The organism is Mycobacterium sp. (assembly GCF_032162605.1).
In the GTDB taxonomy this organism is placed as follows: domain Bacteria; phylum Actinomycetota; class Actinomycetes; order Mycobacteriales; family Mycobacteriaceae; genus Mycobacterium.
Genome location: NZ_JAVROT010000391.1, coordinates 1 through 17,301, shown reverse-complemented (window position 1 = coordinate 17,301; position 17,301 = coordinate 1). Strand labels below are relative to the sequence as shown.

At 63.7% G+C, this 17,301-nt stretch carries 13 protein-coding genes and 2 pseudogenes; 6 read left to right on the top strand and 9 right to left on the bottom strand.

The features are described 5' to 3' along the window. Positions 1-127 (bottom strand): annotated as a pseudogene (locus QOI01_RS22410) (IS3-like element ISMyma8 family transposase); the annotation flags it as partial. Between the two features lie 224 nt (positions 128-351). Between QOI01_RS22410 and QOI01_RS22405 the strand changes: the two are divergent. Next, the gene (locus tag QOI01_RS22405; protein ID WP_526384840.1) at positions 352-1,407 is read left to right on the top strand and encodes an IS110 family RNA-guided transposase; all 1,056 of its coding nucleotides are present in this window, start codon (positions 352-354) and stop codon (positions 1,405-1,407) included. A 16-nt stretch (positions 1,408-1,423) separates the two neighbouring features. Here QOI01_RS22405 and QOI01_RS22400 read toward each other — a convergent pair. Further along, positions 1,424-1,699: pseudogene (locus tag QOI01_RS22400) on the bottom strand (transposase); the annotation flags it as partial. 1,267 nt (positions 1,700-2,966) lie between these two features. On the opposite strand from QOI01_RS22400, the gene QOI01_RS22395 reads away from it, so the two are divergent. The 4 genes from QOI01_RS22395 (at position 2,967) to QOI01_RS22380 (ending at position 6,889) form a co-directional block, all read left to right on the top strand. After that, positions 2,967-4,313, top strand: coding sequence for an MFS transporter (locus QOI01_RS22395; protein ID WP_526384838.1), 1,347 nt, complete (start codon positions 2,967-2,969; stop codon positions 4,311-4,313). Next, the gene (locus QOI01_RS22390; RefSeq protein WP_526384836.1) at positions 4,310-4,957 is read left to right on the top strand and encodes a uridine kinase family protein; all 648 of its coding nucleotides are present in this window, start codon (positions 4,310-4,312) and stop codon (positions 4,955-4,957) included. Before QOI01_RS22395 ends, QOI01_RS22390 begins: the two co-directional genes overlap by 4 nt. After that, positions 4,954-5,601 (top strand): HAD-IA family hydrolase, encoded by a 648-nt coding sequence (locus QOI01_RS22385; protein WP_526384834.1) that lies wholly within the window; start codon positions 4,954-4,956, stop codon positions 5,599-5,601. The genes QOI01_RS22390 and QOI01_RS22385 overlap by 4 nt, the downstream gene beginning before the upstream one ends. 223 nt (positions 5,602-5,824) lie before the next feature. Further along, positions 5,825-6,889 carry a LacI family DNA-binding transcriptional regulator gene (locus QOI01_RS22380; protein WP_526384844.1) on the top strand — a complete coding sequence of 355 codons (1,065 nt, stop codon included), beginning with the start codon at positions 5,825-5,827 and terminating at the stop codon, positions 6,887-6,889. A 14-nt stretch (positions 6,890-6,903) separates the two neighbouring features. Here the strand turns inward: QOI01_RS22380 and QOI01_RS22375 are convergent, their stop codons facing one another. From QOI01_RS22375 to hisD, 5 genes are all read right to left on the bottom strand, one after another. Further along, complete coding sequence (locus tag QOI01_RS22375; protein ID WP_526384832.1) at positions 6,904-7,737, bottom strand: sugar phosphate isomerase/epimerase family protein; 834 nt, start codon at positions 7,735-7,737, stop codon at positions 6,904-6,906. 45 nt (positions 7,738-7,782) lie between these two features. Then, the gene (locus QOI01_RS22370; protein WP_526384830.1) at positions 7,783-9,582 is read right to left on the bottom strand and encodes a thiamine pyrophosphate-binding protein; all 1,800 of its coding nucleotides are present in this window, start codon (positions 9,580-9,582) and stop codon (positions 7,783-7,785) included. Positions 9,583-9,609: 27 nt separating this feature from the next. Further along, a complete protein-coding gene (locus tag QOI01_RS22365; RefSeq protein ID WP_526384828.1) occupies positions 9,610-11,199 on the bottom strand; it encodes a GMC family oxidoreductase in 1,590 nt (529 codons plus the stop codon). 178 nt (positions 11,200-11,377) lie between these two features. Continuing rightward, positions 11,378-12,835 carry an aspartate ammonia-lyase gene (locus QOI01_RS22360; protein ID WP_526384842.1) on the bottom strand — a complete coding sequence of 486 codons (1,458 nt, stop codon included), beginning with the start codon at positions 12,833-12,835 and terminating at the stop codon, positions 11,378-11,380. Then, positions 12,832-14,157: a histidinol dehydrogenase gene (gene hisD / locus QOI01_RS22355; RefSeq protein WP_526384826.1), complete on the bottom strand. Its 1,326-nt coding sequence runs from the start codon at positions 14,155-14,157 to the stop codon at positions 12,832-12,834. Before hisD ends, QOI01_RS22360 begins: the two co-directional genes overlap by 4 nt. A gap of 117 nt (positions 14,158-14,274) precedes the next feature. Here hisD and QOI01_RS22350 point away from each other — a divergent pair, with 117 nt between their 5' ends. After that, positions 14,275-15,825, top strand: a complete 1,551-nt coding sequence (locus QOI01_RS22350) for a PucR family transcriptional regulator (RefSeq protein ID WP_526384824.1) — start codon at positions 14,275-14,277, stop codon at positions 15,823-15,825. Here the strand turns inward: QOI01_RS22350 and QOI01_RS22345 are convergent. Both QOI01_RS22345 and QOI01_RS22340 read right to left on the bottom strand, forming a co-directional pair. Further along, positions 15,816-16,973 (bottom strand): iron-containing alcohol dehydrogenase, encoded by a 1,158-nt coding sequence (locus QOI01_RS22345; protein WP_526384822.1) that lies wholly within the window; start codon positions 16,971-16,973, stop codon positions 15,816-15,818. The genes QOI01_RS22350 and QOI01_RS22345 overlap by 10 nt on opposite strands. 26 nt (positions 16,974-16,999) lie before the next feature. Beyond that, positions 17,000-17,301, bottom strand: a 302-nt coding sequence (locus QOI01_RS22340) for an aldehyde dehydrogenase family protein (RefSeq protein ID WP_526384820.1), incomplete at its 5' end; no start/stop codon positions are given.

The window sequence follows — 17,301 nt, the reverse complement described above, 5'->3', positions numbered from 1 at the left end:
GGGACGGCGTCAGACGCATCGTGGAACGATGCAGACCCACGACCGCGCAGGCGCGGCGTTCAGACACCCCGAACCGCTCACGCAGCACCGTGACGGCACTGCGCTTGGCGGCCGGGGTCAGAAGTTTCCAGTGATGATGGTTACGGACGCGGATCCGATGGCCTGACCCGGAATTTTCCTGGCCGAGTTTTGTGCCTTTCATTGGACCTGTCGACCCTCGGGTCCGCGCTCACCACACAGAGGAATTGGGTACTGCGACAGATGTGACCTCATAGGAGCGTGTTCGTCTGCAGCCCATCACTGGCCTGTCCATCTGGCCGTGGTGCCCAACTTAGGAGAAAGGGGCACGGCATGGGCCGGCGGACCACAATGATCCTCGGCGGTGTCGACACGCATACGGCAACGCACCACGCCGCTGTCATCGATTCCCACGGAAGACTGCTTGACGACGCCGAATTCCCCGCCACGCTAGCCGGTTACGCGGCGATGCTGACCTGGATGCGTAGCAAGGGACGTCTGAGCCAAGTTGGCGTGGAAGGAACCGGCGCCTATGGAGCCGGACTGGCCCGCTACCTGCACGAGCAGAACGTGGAGGTACTCGAAGTGCCGCGCCCTGACCGTCGGCTGCGACGGCAGCGCGGCAAAAGCGACCCGATCGACGCAGAAGCAGCCGCTCGAACCGTACTGGCGGGCAAGGCAAGCGGAGCGCCCAAGCTGGCTGACGGACCGATCGAGGCGATCCGCATGCTGCGCGTGACCCGTCTCGGTGCCGTCAAGGCCAAGACCGCCGCGATCAACACTCTGCGTGCGATGGTCATCACCGCCCCCGACGCGCTTCGCGGCCAGCTTGACGGCCTGTCTGCCGCAAAGTTGGTCGCCGCCTGCGCACGGCTGCGCCCGGACCTTGCTCGACTCGGCGATCCGGTCCAAGCAGCCAAGGCGGCCTTGCGCTCTCTTGCGATCCGGGCCCAACACCTCGAAGTCGAAACACGGTCATTGCGAAAGCAACTCGACCAACTAACCGTGGAGGTCGCGCCCACAACCAGCGCGGTGTTCGGCCTCGGACCCGACACCGTCTCCGCACTGCTGATCACTATCGGGGACAACCCCGACCGATTGCGCAGCGGAGCCGCGTTCGCCCACCTGTGCGGCGTCGCCCCGATCCCCGCCTCTTCCGGAAAGACCAACCGCCACCGGCTCCATCGTGGCGGTGACAGGTCCGGAAACAGTGCCCTGCACATCGCCACCATCGTTCGTCTGCGCTACGACCAACGCAGCCGCGCTTACGCCGAGCGCCGCACCACCCAGGGTCTGTCGATGCCCGAAATCATCCGCTGCCAGAAGCGCTACCTCGCTCGCGAAGTGTTCCACGCATTGCGGTCCGACTACGCCAAACTCACTACTTGACATCTATAGGAGCGTCCGCCGAGATCTCCTTGAGCATGTCGATGTCGAGGGCCTGGTTGGCGACCAACTTCTTCAGCCGGGCGTTTTCGGCTTCGAGTTCTTTGAGCCGCTTGGCCTCGTTGGCTTTCATGCCGCCGTACTGGGCAAGCCAGCGGTGCCACGTCGACTCAGCGATCTGCAGGTGCCGGCACACCTCGTTGAGTTCCTGGCCGGCCCCGAGGAGTTTGTTGCCCTCGGCCAACTTGCGGATGATCTGATCCGGCGTATGCCGCCGGCGCTTGTTCGATGCCATGTCGTTGTCGATTCTTCCTCGCCCGAAGACCGGGCAACAGAGTCCCACAACGACTGGACCACTAACACGGGCTCACCTCACGGCCAACACGGCAGCCGAAACACTGTCGCCCATCACCCGAAGCAGAAATGTCAGCCATCACCCGACGCAATACACCTCTGACGTAGGGCGGGTGGGGCTCGAACCCACGACCAACGGATTTCCGATCGGCGTTTCCTAAGAGATCCGATGACTGCTTGTCAAGTATTGCTGCACAACGGTTTTGGCCGCATCGGCATTACCGACGCTCCCGGGCGATTCTTGCCGTTTCTCGGACATATCCGCCGAATAAACGTCGACTGCCTAAGAGCGTCTGTCGCTCAGCGAATCGTCGGTAGGACTCGCGGGCGCTAGGGCCAGTGTCCGGCCCCGCAGCCGCCTTCGTTGTGGCGTTAGCCAAGCGAAGGATTCCGCTCGCGCGACAAGTATCCGGAAGTCCAGTACATGCTCTACAGCCAATGGTTCACGTACATATACGCCCTGTGTGAGGAGTCATATCGTCGACGACTCGCGACGGCACACGGATCAGACGGTGATGGTGCGCCCTGGACTCGCTTTGATATACGGAGCCCCTTGTTTGGAGACATACGGAACATCCGAAATGACGTCGTTCATAAGCACGGAGTCGTTGATGCCAGCGCCGGTAACCTTCTACTCGACTGGTTCGCTGAAGGACAAAAAATCGAGATCGCACTCGAGCAGATGATGTCTCTGTCAGATCCTTCCCTCGCCAGGAGTTGCTAACTACTCCGGTGCGGGCCCAGCCGGGCAACGCCCAAAATCTGCCATGGTCTGTGGCTCCCGAACTGGTGGACGCGGTCCGCCAGATCGCGAGCTCCCGCGCGATGACGCGAAAGCAGAGCCGTGACATAGGAAATGAAGCGCTAAGACTGTGGATCGCAAGCTACCGCGAATAAGACGGACCGGCATACCGCCAAGAGGTCGGACACGTCGTGCCGTGTCCATCTCGGTTCGAGCGCAACCAGTCGACATCTAGCAGGCCGATAGCCTGCTGCGCTGCCATCAGGCCCGGTCGCCGATAACACCCGATTTCGTCGTGCTAGTAAGCAGCCGTTGAGGCGCTTGCGCAACCACCAATCCGCCTTGACGCTCGCAGTGAACCACTGCGGACCGGGTGAGCGGCCGCGTGGTGTCGCAGACACTCCACAGACCACGATCGTGCGCGCATTGCTCGCACAGCGGGGAGGCTCGGTTGTACGTATCACCAATGGTCAATACGATGGTCGTCGTGTCCCTCGAACCCTCGGTCAGTGATTCGCAGATGCGCATAACGCGAATCGCGCTGTACGTCGCGATGTTGACGCTTGGCACGCTGATCGCCTCATGGGTGACTCGGACGCCAACCATCCGAAATGACGTTGGCGTATCCACTGTGCAGCTAGGTCTTGTGCTTTTCGGGGTGTCGATCGGATCGATGGTCGGCATTCTCAGTTCTAGCCGCGTCGTACGCCGTTTCGGCGGACGTCGCGTCTTGGCGACCGGCACGGGATCTGCCGCTGTGGGCACAGCGATCATTGGACTGAGCGCTCTCGTGTCGAGCCCGTTCGGCGTCTTCGCTGGCATGGCAGCCTTCGGTTTCGGCATCGGCGTGGGTGAGGTCGCGTTGAATATCGAGGCTGCCGCCGTCGAGGGGCGGACGGGACAGATCATCCTGCCCATGGTCCATGGCTTCTTTAGCCTGGGGACCGTAGTGGGCGCGGTGATTGGCATCGCAGCGAATGCATTTCGTACGCCAGTCCCCCTTCATCTGACCATCGTGTCGGGGATGGGGGCCGTGGCGCTCGCATTGACTCTGCGGTGGATTCCGCCGGGGACAGGGCGTGCGGCCTCGACGCAGCGAGCGACGCCCCAGCGCCGTCGGGCACGTGGAGTTTGGAAAAACCGAACTGTCCTGTGCATCGGCGCCATCGCGATGGCCACCGCGCTTGCCGAGGGATCGGCTAACGACTGGCTGCCATTGATCTTCGTCGATGGCTTCCATGTACCTGCGGTGATTGGTTCGGTGCTGTTCACCGCCTTCGCCGCATCGATGACCGTCGGACGATTCGCCGGTAACCGCGCCTCGGCGTACTTCGCCCGGCTTGCGCTACTCCGACTCAGCATCGTGGCGGCGATGATCGGAGTGGGCCTCGTGGTGTGGGCACCGAACGTCTACTTCGCCGCGGCGGCGGTGGTGCTTTGGGGCCTAGGTGCCTCACTAGGATTCCCGCTGGCAATTTCGGCCGCAGGCGATCATCCGACCGATGCGGTGGCACGCGTGAGCGCTGTGTCGGTCACTGCCTATGGGGCATTCCTGATCGGGCCACCGATGCTCGGCACCGTGGGCGGCCACGTGGGACTTCGTTACGCCCTGATCATCGTGTTATTGATTCTCGCGATTGCCTTGATGTCCTCTAGCGGAATGCAGCAAGGCCCGTCGCCCAGTGGAGGCTCAACGATGTCGGGGCACGACGAGGTGGGCCGGCCTAGCGATGACGGTGTCGCCAGCCGTAACGGGTTCGACCCCGTTGCTACGCCGCACGATTCGCCTTGCCGGCTGGGAACCCCTCAATGACGGACACCGGCGGTGGCGGCGAATGGACCTCGGTAGGTGCGCCCAGATTTCTTGACATCCTCGTGGCGCGCGCGAATGCGAATGCGCCTGTCATCGTCGGCGTGAACGGGCGCAGCAGATCTGGCAAGACAACCTTGGCTCAAGTGTTGGCAAGATCGGGTGAGGGCATCGCGGTAATCCACACCGACGACATTGCCTGGCACCATTCATTCTTCGACTGGTCGGATGTGCTGATCGACGGACTGCTGCAACCGTTGAGACGCTCTGGGCCGCCGCAGTCGTTCATCCCAACGCCGTGGACCGAACGGGGCAGGCCAGGCTCCCTCAACATTCCGGCGGGCACCCGCGTCGTCATTGTGGAAGGTGTCGGCGCCACCCGCCGCGAATTGATGCCCTGGCTCGATGCGACCGTATGGGTGGACACCGACGAAGCCGTCGCCATGGAACGGACCGTGGCCCTAGATCGAGACCCGCCTGGCTTCGTACGGGACTGGATGGCCGCCGAACGCACGCATCTCAGTCAGGACCAGGCGTGGACACGAAGCACCGCGACCGTGTCGGGCGAGCGACCGTTCGGCCGCCATCGCGACCTGTGGGTGCGGATCGCCGAACCTTCGTCGCGAGAGCACCGCCAACTTCCATGACCTCCTTCCAGGTGAACGCGATCCTGTTCGACAACGACGGTGTGCTCGTCGACTCGCACGACGCCGCCGCAGCCGCTTGGAACCGATGGGCCCGAACATGGGCCCCGGCCTTCGACTTTCACCGTGACATCCAGCACGGCCGCCGCCTCGCTGACGTCGTTGGCGATCTCGTGGCCGCCGAGCACGCCGACGTGGCTACTCGCGATCTGCTGGACTTGGAGATGCGGTGCGCAACCGACGTGCCAGCCATCCCTGGAGCATCAGACCTCCTGCGGTCGATTCCGACGAGTTCGTGGGTGGTCGTGACATCCGGGGCACGCGAGATGGCATTGGCCAGAATGTCTTTCGCTGGTCTACCCCAGCCACGCGCGATCATCTCGGCCGATGACGTGCGGGCTGGCAAACCAGCGCCGGATCCTTACGTGGCTGGCGCAGCAGCCTTGAACGTCGATCCGTCGGCATGCGCCGTCTTCGAAGATGCGCCGCTCGGCGTCGTGTCCGCACGTGCTGCTGGCGTCCCAATCGTGGTTGGCGTGGGGCCAGCGACGATCGGATGTGAGATCGACGTCGGCATCTCGACACTGCTGGGCATCACTTTCGACGGCACGACGTTAGTCATTCCCGACGCCGTGAAGATCAGTTGACGACGGCAGGCATCCATCGTGAGCAACCTGGTGATCCCTCCCGCCGAGGGCGTAAGTATTTATTCGTATCACCATTCCTGCTAGCGTTGCACTACGATCGGAGCCTCTTCGAAGCGTTCACCTTCCCATGGCTTCGACGGCGGGGCACCGGCGGTGAGCGTGATTGACACCATAGGCTAGCTGCGGCGATGCGCCACGGAAAGGACGGTAAGCAGTGACCACCATGCACGACATCGCACGGGCAGCCGGAGTCTCGCAGGCCGCGGTCTCCTACGCGTATAACCAACCGCAGAAGCTTTCAGCTGCTCGGCGCGAGCACATCTTGAAGGTCGCCGCCGAATTGGGCTATGCAGGACCCAACCCGGCCGGTCGCAATCTGCGGACCGGCCAGGTCGGCGCCATCGGCCTGATGATTACCGACTCGCTGCAGTACGCGTTCGACGATCCAGCAGCCGGAGAACTGCTCAAGGGCATCTCCCACGTCGGTGAGCTCGCGGAGATCGCACTGACCTTGTTGCCGTGCCCACTGGAGTCATTGCGCGGGGCTGAGGGGTCGGGCGTGTTGGTGCGCGGCGCTGTCGACGGCTTCCTCGTCTACGCCATGCCCGAGGGTCATCCGGGGATCCAGGTAGCCCTGACACGTCAGCTGCCCATGGTGATCGTCGACGGCCCCAACCCCGGCGGATTGTCGCGAGTGGGCATCCAGGACCGGACCGCAGCAGAGGCGGCCGCCGAACACGTTCTGTCACTCGATCACACGGAGGTAGGCATTCTTCTTGAACGCCTCGTCCCCGACGGCAAGTCAGGACGCGTATCCCGGGCGCGAATTACTGCCGCACGTGACCACGTCAACCGCGAACGACTCGCAGGCTACTCAGAGACGTTGCGCCGACACAAGATTCGGTCATCCACGGTGCCGATCTTCGAAGCCGGCGGATACGGCGTCGAGGCCACCCGCGCGGCAGCCCGTGACCTGCTAGCCGCTCAACCGCTGACCGCGGTCATCGCCGCCAGCGATGCACTGGCTCTGGCGGTGATCGCCGAGGCCCGCGAACGAGGATTGCGTGTTCCACAGGATCTCTCGGTCATCGGATTCGACGACATCCCCGCTGCGGAGGCTGCAGGTCTGACCACCATGCGCCAACCCCTAGTCGAAAAAGGCAAGCAGTCCGCCCGGCTGCTGCTCGACATCATCAACGGAGAACCGGGGCGAGAGATCCTCCTGCCGACCGAACTCGTCGTGCGCGACACCACCGCCTTGGCACCGGTTCGGGCGAAGGCCGGCTGACGGTCTGGCGTCTCCTAGGCGCGTTCGATCAGGTCGGTCAGGTAGGTGAAGCTCTTCTGGGCCGCATCCAGTGAGGCGCATTCCACCGAGAGCACTACGTCGTGGTCGGCTGCCGCCAATGTTGCGACGATGCGCTTCCAGTCGATGACGCCGTCTCCGCACGCGCAGCCGAGCATCCCACGGACCTTGCCCCGATACCGCCGCGCATCCTCCGGCGAGATGTCCTTGGCATGCATGTGGGTCACGCCGCCAATGATGTTCTCCAGCCACTCATGTGGATCGTTCTCGCTGAGGTAGCTGTTGCCGGTGTCGAGGTTGATCGTCAGGACCTCCGGATGGTCGGTGAGGTCCATCAGCTTGGCGAGCCGCGCGGGGGTAGCGGTGTACTCGCCGTGCGTCTCGATTGCGATCTTGATGCCCCGCGGCGCGGCGACGCGGGCGGCTTCCTCCAACGTGTAGCGCATCAGCGTGTAGTTCTCGGCCTCGGTGGTCCAGGACGGGACCGGGCCGTCGTCGACCATGATCATCGGTGCACCGACTTCGGCGGCGTATCGGATCGACTGCCGCAAATATTCGACGCTGACCTCGGGTTTGGCCAGCGGGGCATGGCTGGACAGCGAGGTGATGGTCAAACCGCGATCCTCGGCGGCACGCTTGAGGATCAGCGGGTCGTCCAGCATGGACCGGCTGTGGAAATAGCCTGCGGCACTGAGTAGTTCCCGACCCCAATGGACCATGGGTTCGACGTACCGGTAACCGATCTCCGCGGTGCGGTCCATTGCCCAATCGAATGAGCCGTTCTCGTAGCGGGCGAACTCGAGGTTCAGACCCAGCTTGATTTCACCCATGGTGCTCGTTCCCTCGTTGGTAGGTGCGAGTTCGGTTGTGCGGGATCAGAAGCCGCGCTTGGCGACGTAGTCGTCGCGGACCTCGCCGTGATAGGCGGGCACAGTGATGTCCCACCACCCCGTCGGATGCATCTCGGTCCACGGCAATTCTCGGGCGCTTATGGCCTCGATCACCACCGGGCCAGGAGTCGCGAAGCCACGCTCGACCGCCGCCGCCAGCTGGCCGGGGTCCTCGACGCGTTCTGCGGTGGCGCCCAGCGAGCGAGCGAAGTCGGCGATGTTCGCGAAGTACGGCTTGCCATCCGGCGTCGTCCAGCCCGACACGATCTCCCGCTCTGCGCCGAACAGGTTGATCTGCAGGTCCTTGATGGCCTCCCAGCCACCGTTGTTGAGCACCACGATCACCACTGGGACGGCGTTCATGACGGCGGCGGCAAGTTCGGTGCCGGTCTGCAGGAAAGCGCCATCACCCACCATCGCCAGAACCGGGGTGTCGGGGGCACCGATCTGGGCGCCGATGGCGGCCGGAACTCCGAAGCCGATTCCGGAGAACCCGCCGGCGACGATGTTGGTCCGCGGTCCGTAGATCGGGAACTCATTGAACGCTTGGTTGGCCGGGTTGCTGGAGTCCGTGACGAGAATACCGTTGCGGGGAAGGGCCTTTCGGATCTCGACCATGGCGCGCGAGTTCGTCATCGGCAGGTAGTCGGTAGTGCGCATGGGAGCCAGGTGTTCTTCCCAGCGCTTCTTTAGGTCCTGCAGCTCGGCGAAGTATGCGCTGGCGCGGAAGTCCTCGCCAGGACCGATCTCTTGCAGTTCGTCGAGGAGGGTGGCTAGGCAGGACTTGGCGTCACCGACCACGCCGACCTCGACCGGGTAGTTGCGTCCGATCTCGAAGCCGTCGATGTCGATGTGCACCAGCTTGGTGTCGGGGATATTGAAGGTCACGCCGGGCCGGTAGGACGAAGTGACGCGGTCACTGAAGCGGCATCCAACGGCGAGGATGACGTCAGCGGTAGTCGTAACACCGTTGCCCGGTATCGAGCCCATGTCCCCGCATGGCCAGGCGTAGAGGTCGTGGTCGGCCGGGAAGGCACCCTTGCCCTGGAAGGAATGGGTGACCGGCGCTCCGAGCCGCTCGGCGACTGCGAGGAGCTCCGCAGTGGCCTCAGCGGCGATGACTCCACCGCCGGCCAGGATGACGGGGCGCTGCGCGCCGGCCAGCAGAGCGGCCGCATCTTTGAGCGCCTGTGCGTCACCAGTAGGACTAAAGTGGGCATGCCGCGGTCCAGTGGGCGGGGTGTACTCGCCGTACTCGGCCTGTAGGTCCTGCGGGATGTCGACGAGCACGGGACCACGACGACCTTCGTTCATGGTGTTGAAGGCCTGCGCCAGTGCCACAGGGATTTGCTCGACGCGGTTGGGCTGCCACCAACGCTTGACGACCGGTTCGGCCATCCGGGGAAAGTTGTTGCCGTGCGGGCGATCCAATTCCTGCAGGACGCCGTGGTTCTCCATGTAGGTGTGCACTGCGCCCGTGATCAGCAGCAGCGGCTGCGAGTCGACGAACGCGGTCGCGACACCGGTGAGCGTATTGGTGGCACCCGGTCCGATCGATGTACATACCGCGGCGATCTTGCCCGAAGCGCGATAGTAGCCGTCGGCCATGTGCGCGGCGCCCTGTTCATGGATGGCGGGGATCAGCTCGATCTCGTCGGCGCGGTCGACGAAGGCATCGAGTAGCGCGGTGTTGCCGTGTCCTGGGATGGCGAAGACCTTTTCCACGCCTTCGCGAATCAGGTGTTCGACGACCATCTGGCCGCCGGTGAGCTTCTGTGTGGTCATGGTGAGCGTCCTATTTCTCGGTTGGTGTTACTGGGCGGCCGGCGTGGTCGAGTCGTGGTTATTGGTGCTGCAGCGACCGCATTGGCTGGCGATGACGTCGGCGACGCGGAAGGCGTTGGCGGCGATTGTCAACGCAGGGTTCATCACCGGCAGTGAGGGAAAGAACGAGGAGTCCACCACGAAGAGGTTCTCCACGTCGTGGCTGCGGCAGTCTGCATCAAGCGCGGAGGTCTCGGGGTCTAGCCCGTACCGGATGGTGCCTGCCTGGTGAGAGTTGACTTCGATGCCCGTGCCCTCGCTGATGACGAGCGGATAGCCCGCCTTGCGCAATAGCTTGCGGACTTCGCGTACCAGCACGTCGTGTGCCCGGGTGTTGTTGCGCTTCCACGCGATTTGCACCTGTCCGGACGGAGTCAGGGTGACCCTGTTGTCGGGATCGGGAAGGTCCTCGGTGAAGAGCCACCAGTCGACGCTGCGGGCGGTTGCCTGGTCCAGAGCCCAGGTCGGGATGTGGGGCCGTTGAGCCTTGATCATCGCACCTTGCAGCTTGCCGATCAGCTGAACGTGTCCGAGTGGGTAGGGATGATCGGGAGTGCCTTCGAGGTAGAAGTCGTTGAGATACAACGTCTTCTGGAATACCGAATGATTCTTGCGCAGCGGGTTGATCGCCACCATGATCGAGTTGTTGTGCACCATGTAGTTACGGCCGACGTCGCCCGACGAGTTGCCTAGTCCGTATGGGTGAGCCGGGGTCGCCGACCTCAGCAGCAGAGCCGCGGAGTTCACCGCACCACAAGAAGCGACCACCACGTCGGCGTCCACATGCTGAACGCGGCCGCCGACAACGAGCTCGACACCGGTGGCGCGAGCCCCTTCCTCGTCGGTCAGGATGCGACGGGCATACGCGTTGGTGAGCAACTCCACGTTGCCGGATTCCACGGCAGGTCGAACACAACGCACGTCGGCGTCGGACTTGGCGTCGACGAAACAGGGGAACCCGTCACAAGTCTTGCAGCGGATGCACGCGCCGCCCTCGCGAAGGTCGATGCCTAGCGGGATGTTCGAAGGCGTGAATCCCTGTTTCGCGACGGCGTCAGCCAGCTGGGCAATCGGCGGTTCGTGTCCGATCTGTGGGTACGGAAAGGCGCTGTCGCGGCGCAATGTTGGGTCGTCGTCCTGCTTACCGTGTACCCGATAGACTTCCTCCGCTCGTGCGTAGAACGGGGCGAAGTCGTCGTATCCCTGCGGCCATTGTGGTGAGGTGCCGTCGGCGTGCCGCACGGCCTGGAAGTCCTCGCGACGAAACCGCACCAGCGAGGCGCCGTAGAGCTTGGTGTTTCCTCCGACGTAGTAGTAGGTGCCCGGGTTGAACGGAAGCCCGGCGGAGTCGAGCCACGGTTCGGCGTTGTAGTAGCGCTTTTCCTCGAAGACAGCCTTGGGGTCCCAATTCTGCGCCTCTCGGGGCAAAAAGCCGCCTCGTTCGACCAACAGCACTTTTACCCCAGAGTCCTTGAGGGCGTACGCCAGCGTTCCGCCGCCCATGCCGCTACCGACGACGATCACGTCGTAGCGCTGCTGATGGGGTCCCGCATTGGCGTCGGCCGTGGCCTGGGTCATTACTGCCGCCCTCTTCGTCTGCGAATCAGGAGCTCGATGGGCAGCAAAACACCTCGACGTTTCTTTGCCGGGCTGGCTGATCGCCCGACGAGGACCCGCATCGTGACAGCATCACTGATGAATTGGTTATTCGTATAAGTCAAGGATAGCGCTGACGCGACCCCTGTCAAGACGAACATCACATCTGCTCGCCGCCGGGCCTCGGCGCACCTGACGGCACGACGGCCTGGACGTCGGTGGTCACCACCGACGTACTACGGGTCAGATTCTGCGGCAACATTATTCGGTCCAGCTGCTCGGTGCTGAGAAGCCGACGCTCGAGCACCAGTGCTGTGACGTTCCGGCCCGACGAGAGCGCGTCGGCGGCGATCGAGGAGGCAGCGACGTAACCGATATGCGGATTGAGCGCGGTCACCACACCGATCGACGCCTCGACCATGTCGCGCATGCGCTCGACGTTGGCCCCGATTCCGGAGACACAACGCTCGGCGAGCACCCGACAACCACGGTCGAGCAATTCGATGGTCTCGAAAAGGCAGTGCGCGATGATGGGCTCGAATGCGTTGAGCTGCAACTGTCCCGCTTCGGCGGCCATGGTGATCGTCAGGTCATTGCCGACGACCCGGTAGGCGATCTGGTTGACGACTTCCGGAATGACGGGATTGACCTTGCCCGGCATGATCGAGGAACCTGCCTGTACAGCCGGCAGGGTGATTTCCCCGAAGCCCGCGCGCGGGCCCGAAGACAGCAGACGCAGGTCGTTGCAGATTTTCGACAGCTTCACCGCCGTACGCTTGAGCACCCCGGACAGCTGCACGAATGCACCGACGTCCTGGGTAGCCTCGATCAGATCCGAGGCGATCGTCATGTCGATTCCGGTCAGCGCGACCAGATTGTGGCGCACACGCTGGGAGTATTTGGGGTGGGCGTTGAGCCCGGTGCCAATCGCAGTACCGCCGAGATTGATCTCGGTGATAAGTTCGGCGGCCTCTTCCAACCGCTGTGAATCCTCGCCGATCATGATCGCGAACGTCGCGATCTCCTGCCCTAGCGTCATCGGTACCGCGTCTTGAAGTTGGGTTCGCCCCACCTTGACCACGGCGGCGAAATCGGCTGCCTTGTCGGCGAAGGTATTGGACAGCAACGACATTGAGTCGCGCAGCCGGTTGAGCGCGGCTTGCAGCCCCAGCTTGATGGCCGTCGGATAGACGTCGTTGGTGCTCTGGCTGAGATTCACGTGATCCAACGGGTGCAGGCGGTTGTAGTCACCCTTGCCGTGACCAAGGAGTTCGAGGGCCCGGTTGGCAACGACTTCGTTGGCATTCATGTTCGTCGACGTACCAGCGCCGCCCTGAATGACGTCGACGACGAACTGATCGTGAAACGCACCAGAACGGATCTCTTCGCACGCGATGATGATGGCGTCGGCACGATCGGAACTGAGCAGTTCTAGCTCCGCATTCGTAAGCGCTGCAGCCTGTTTGATCGCCGCCAGAGCGACCACCAGGTCCGGGTGCGCAGCCACCGGAATCCCAGTAATCGGAAAGTTCTCAGACGCGCGCAAAGTATGGATACCGAAATATGCGTCTCCAGGAATCTCCCGGTCGCCAAGCAAATCGTGCTCAACCCGCATCAGCGGCGTCCTGCCTGCGGAACGCCCAGTTCGGCCCACGGCAACGGCCGACCGCCATATTTGGCGGCCCGCAGATCACCGGACCGCGCGTGGCCTTCGAAGCGCTCCAGTCGCGAGAGCCGTCCACAAATTTCCCCTAGTTGCGCGCTGGTCTCGGTGTTGCGGACCTCCTGATACGTCAGCGTCTTGAGGAACTTGCCCACCCAGAGCCCACCGGTGTAGCGCGAGGCGCCAAGTGTTGGGAGCACGTGGTTGGTCCCGATTAGCTTGTCGCCATACGGAACACAGGTGCCCTCGCCCAGGAACAACGCACCATAGTTACGCATGGCCGTAAGCGCATCGCGCGGCTGGGCGGTGAGGATCTGGACGTGCTCGGAAGCGAACTGGTCAGCCAGTGCGTAGGCCGCCGCCGTGGAATCGACGACGTGCACCTGGCCGTGGTCGCGCCAGGAGGGGCCGGCAATCGGATTGGTTGGAAGACCGGGTAGAAGAGCCTCGATGTGACGGAGCACCGCGCGACCCAGGTCTTCCGACGTGGTGATCAGCACGCAGGGTGAGTCCGGTCCGTGCTCAGCCTGACTGAGCAAGTCCACTGCGACGGTGAAGGGATCGGCAGTCTCGTCGGCCACGATCAACGTCTCGGTGGGGCCGGCAAACAGATCGATTCCGACCTCGCCGAACAACTGACGCTTGGCCTCGGCCACGTAGGCGTTGCCAGGCCCAGTCAGGATGGACACCGCGTCGATGCTCTGCGTTCCGAGCGCCAACGCGGCGATCGCCTGCACACCGCCCAGGACGTAGATCTCGTCAGCGCCGGCCAAGTGCATTGCAGCGACGCTGATTTGGGGGGCCTCCCCCAGACTCGGCGGGGTCGTGGCGGCGACCCGTTCCACGCCGGCGACCTTGGCCGTCAGCACTGTCATGTGCGCCGAGGCCGTGAGCGGGTAGCGACCTCCGGGGACGTAGGCTGCGGCGGCGTCGATTGGCACGTTGCGATGCCCGAGGAAGACTCCGGGAAGCGTCTCGACTTCCACGTCGCGCAGCGAATCCCGTTGCGCCTGGGCGAATTCGCGGACCTGCCTCTGTGCGAATTGCAAATCGGCAAGCGTGGATTCAGGCACCGAGGCCACGATGCGAGCCACCTCGTCCTCCGACAGTCGGAATGACTGCGGGGCCCACCGGTCGAACTTCTCGGAGTACTTGCGGACCGCATCGTCGCCGTCAGCGCGGACTTCAGCGATGACTGAAGCGACCGTGTCCACCACCGCGGGGTCACTGGCACGACCCGCAGGCGTGCCCACGGCTTCCTTCAACACGAACGACATCACGGTCTCCTCGACGACTGGACTATTGGCATCGATACTGCCGACTCTCGACCCGCAACGGCAGACACAAAACGTGACAGAAAGTCCAATCTTCCGCTCGTTTCGTATACTTTGTGGGTGACGCTGACCGTGCGAGACGTGCTTGCGCTCGACATCGTCGTGAAGGCGGGGCCCGAAGTACTCGCCGGCACGCACTTCCTCGATCGGGAAGTGAAGTGGGTGCACTCCTCCGACATCCCCGACATCGCCCGATTCCTCCGCGGTGGGGAATTGCTCTTGACGGCTGGACTCGGCATGGGAACCAGCGCCAAGGACCAGAAGGCATACGTGAATAGCATCGCGAAAGCGGGAGCGGCCGCGCTGGTCGTCGAGGTTGCAGGCCGGATGTTCGATCACCTGCCCGACGCTGCGGTCCGCGCCGGTGAGCGCGTCGGGTTGCCAGTCATCGCGCTGGTACGCGAGGTGTCCTTCGCGGAGGTCTCTGCCCGCGTTCACACCTTGCTGACTGACATCCAGCTGCGCGCGCTGACACGGGAACGCCGAATCGAGTCAACGTTCTCCGATGCATTGCTCGGGGGCGCCGATTATCTGACCATGGCCCAGACGTTGGCTGACCTGACCAACTCGGCGGTCATCTTGGAGGACGTCACGCACGGAGTGCGCGCCGTCGCCGGCGTGGCGGACATCGAGGACGCTGTCGGAGCCTGGGAGATCCATGCCCGAGAAATTCATCACGACGACCAGGGCTGCGTGCGCCGCCCGGTGCTAATGCGCGGCGAACCGTGGGGATGGCTGCACGTGATCCCCACGGCCGAGCCGGCAGGGATCGGCTTCGCCGCCGAACGCGCCGCGGCGGCGATCGCGATCTCCATGCTGACCGACCGCAGCGTTCAAGCCCGCCACGACCAACGCAGCACCGCCCTGATAAGTCGACTAATGCAACAGGACCTCAACGGATCTGACTTCGTGGCCCAAGTCGCCCGCCTCGGAGTGCGGTTGTCCGCGCGGCGGCTCACCGTTGCGATGGTGAACAAGACTCCTGACGCGGCCCCGGTGCACGTTCATCACGCGGCCGACGAAGTAGCCGCAGACATGGGTGACTACCTGGTGGTGATCGGTACGCCACCCGCGGAACGGGACGTCGACCCACACCGCTGGGTCGAGGGCAGTCATGCCGGTGGTGGCATCAGCCGTCCCGCCACCGCGGATACTCTCCATGCGGCGGTATCTCAGGCCAAGAGCGCTGCGGCAGTAGCGCTTTCGCTGGCACACCGACCCTTCTTGCGGTTCGACGAGCTCGGCGTCGAACGACTCCTGGTGGCCCTGGCGCCGGGGCCGGAGCTTGCTAGTTACGTCCAGGACGAGTTGGGCCCGCTGCTGGCCGTCGACGCCAAGACGCAAAACCCGCTACTGCCGACGTTGAGGGAGTACCTGGCGGTGGGCGGCAACAAGACCGAGGCAGCGCAGCGGCTGTTTGTGCAGCGCCGCACGCTCTATCACCGCCTGGATCGGATCTCGGCGATCCTGGAGCGCTCCCTGGAGGACCCGACCACCCAGCAGAGTCTCCTGCTGGCCGTGCGTGCTCTCGATTTGCTCGACGGCAAGGCAGGATCCCCGCGCGGAACAGCCAACCCACCCCGCACTCACGAATCAGGGGCTCAGGCGTAGATGTCGGCGTAGATCTTCTCGATCTGTGCGTCGGTGGGGACAATGGGGTTATTTGCTGGCGAGCCGGAGGCCAAAGCCTGGCTTGCCATTAGCGGGATCTTCTCGCGCCATAGTGCTTCGTCGATGCCGTAGGAGCGAGGCGTCGGCACCTCCAGGTCCTCGCATAAGGCAACCAGTTCCCCGACGAAGCTCTTCGCAACACTCACGTCGCTGCCGTCGGTCGGCATGCCGTAGGCACGCGCACAGTCGGCGTAGCGCTGCGGCGCCGCGGCGACTGAGAAGGCGGTCACCGCGGGAAAGAGCATCGCGTTGGAAAGACCATGCGCAACGTGGAAGTGTGCGCCGATCGGCCGGCTCATCCCATGAACCAAGGCGACACTGGAGTTCGAGAATGCCATGCCGGCCTGAGTCGACGCCGCCATCATCGCTTCTCGGGCATCCCGGTCCGTGCCGTCCTGGTAGGCAGGACGGAGGTACTTCCCGATGGTCGCAATAGCGGCCAGTGCCAACGCGTCCGAGACAGCGTTGGCCTTTCGGCTGACATATGCCTCCACAGCATGGGTAAGTGCGTCGACGCCGGTGTCGGCGGTCAACCGTGGCGGCATGGAAAGGGTCATCTCGAAGTCGACTATCGCTGCGACAGGCAGAAACGACAGGCCTGGACACAGCATTTTTTCGTCCGTAGCGCTGTCACTGATGACGGTGAACTGGGTCGCTTCGGACCCCGACCCGGCGGTAGTGGGAATCGCGATGATGGGCAGAGCCGGACCGGTGTAGGTGTGGGGAGCCCGGTAGTCCCGCATCTGCCCGCCATTCGTGGCCAAGACCGCCAGTGCCTTGGCGGAGTCCATGGGGCTGCCGCCGCCGAACCCGATAACCGAGTCCGCCCGGTGCTCGCGGATGAAGCGCATGGCGTGATCGAGGGAGTCCGTGGTGGGGTCCGGCACCGTGTCGGAGAACACCAATGGATCAGTGCCGGCTTTGGTCAGGATCTCAACGACGCGATCGACGAGTCCGGTCCCGACGAGGAACTTGTCCGTCACCACGACGGGGCGCCACACCGCCAAGGTGCGGACTACGTCACCGAGGTCGTTGAGTGAGCCGCCCCCGATTTTGGCGATGCGAGGAAAGGCGATCTGTGTGCTCATCGTATTCCGTTCTGTCCGCGCCGTGTTCAGGTGTTTTGGGGGAAGCCGAGTTCGATGCCGCCGTGGCTGGGGTCGAGCCAGCGGCTGGTGATGGCCTTGGCGCGGGTGAAGAAGTGCACGCCCTCCATGCCGTGGGCATGCGTATCGCCGAACAGCGAAGCCTTCCAGCCGCCAAAGCTGTAGTACGCCATCGGTACTGGAATGGGCACGTTGATGCCGACCATGCCGACCTCGACCTCGTTCTGGAACCGCCGCGCGGCGCCGCCGTCGTTGGTGAAGATCGCGGTGCCGTTGCCATACGGGTTCGAGTTGATCAGGTCCATCGCCT

Bases quoted from the DNA above. Each gene is read 5' to 3' on its own strand.
- QOI01_RS22375 (WP_526384832.1), bottom strand. From the start codon at position 7,737: ATGGGTGAAATCAAGCTGGGTCTGAACCTCGAGTTCGCCCGCTACGAG.
- hisD (WP_526384826.1), bottom strand. From the start codon at position 14,157: ATGTCGTTCGTGTTGAAGGAAGCCGTGGGCACGCCTGCGGGTCGTGCC.
- QOI01_RS22395 (WP_526384838.1), top strand. From the start codon at position 2,967: ATGGTCAATACGATGGTCGTCGTGTCCCTCGAACCCTCGGTCAGTGAT.
- QOI01_RS22345 (WP_526384822.1), bottom strand. From the start codon at position 16,973: ATGAGCACACAGATCGCCTTTCCTCGCATCGCCAAAATCGGGGGCGGC.
- QOI01_RS22385 (WP_526384834.1), top strand. From the start codon at position 4,954: ATGACCTCCTTCCAGGTGAACGCGATCCTGTTCGACAACGACGGTGTG.
- QOI01_RS22370 (WP_526384830.1), bottom strand. From the start codon at position 9,582: ATGACCACACAGAAGCTCACCGGCGGCCAGATGGTCGTCGAACACCTG.
- QOI01_RS22405 (WP_526384840.1), top strand. From the start codon at position 352: ATGGGCCGGCGGACCACAATGATCCTCGGCGGTGTCGACACGCATACG.
- QOI01_RS22380 (WP_526384844.1), top strand. From the start codon at position 5,825: ATGCACGACATCGCACGGGCAGCCGGAGTCTCGCAGGCCGCGGTCTCC.
- QOI01_RS22365 (WP_526384828.1), bottom strand. From the start codon at position 11,199: ATGACCCAGGCCACGGCCGACGCCAATGCGGGACCCCATCAGCAGCGC.
- QOI01_RS22390 (WP_526384836.1), top strand. From the start codon at position 4,310: ATGACGGACACCGGCGGTGGCGGCGAATGGACCTCGGTAGGTGCGCCC.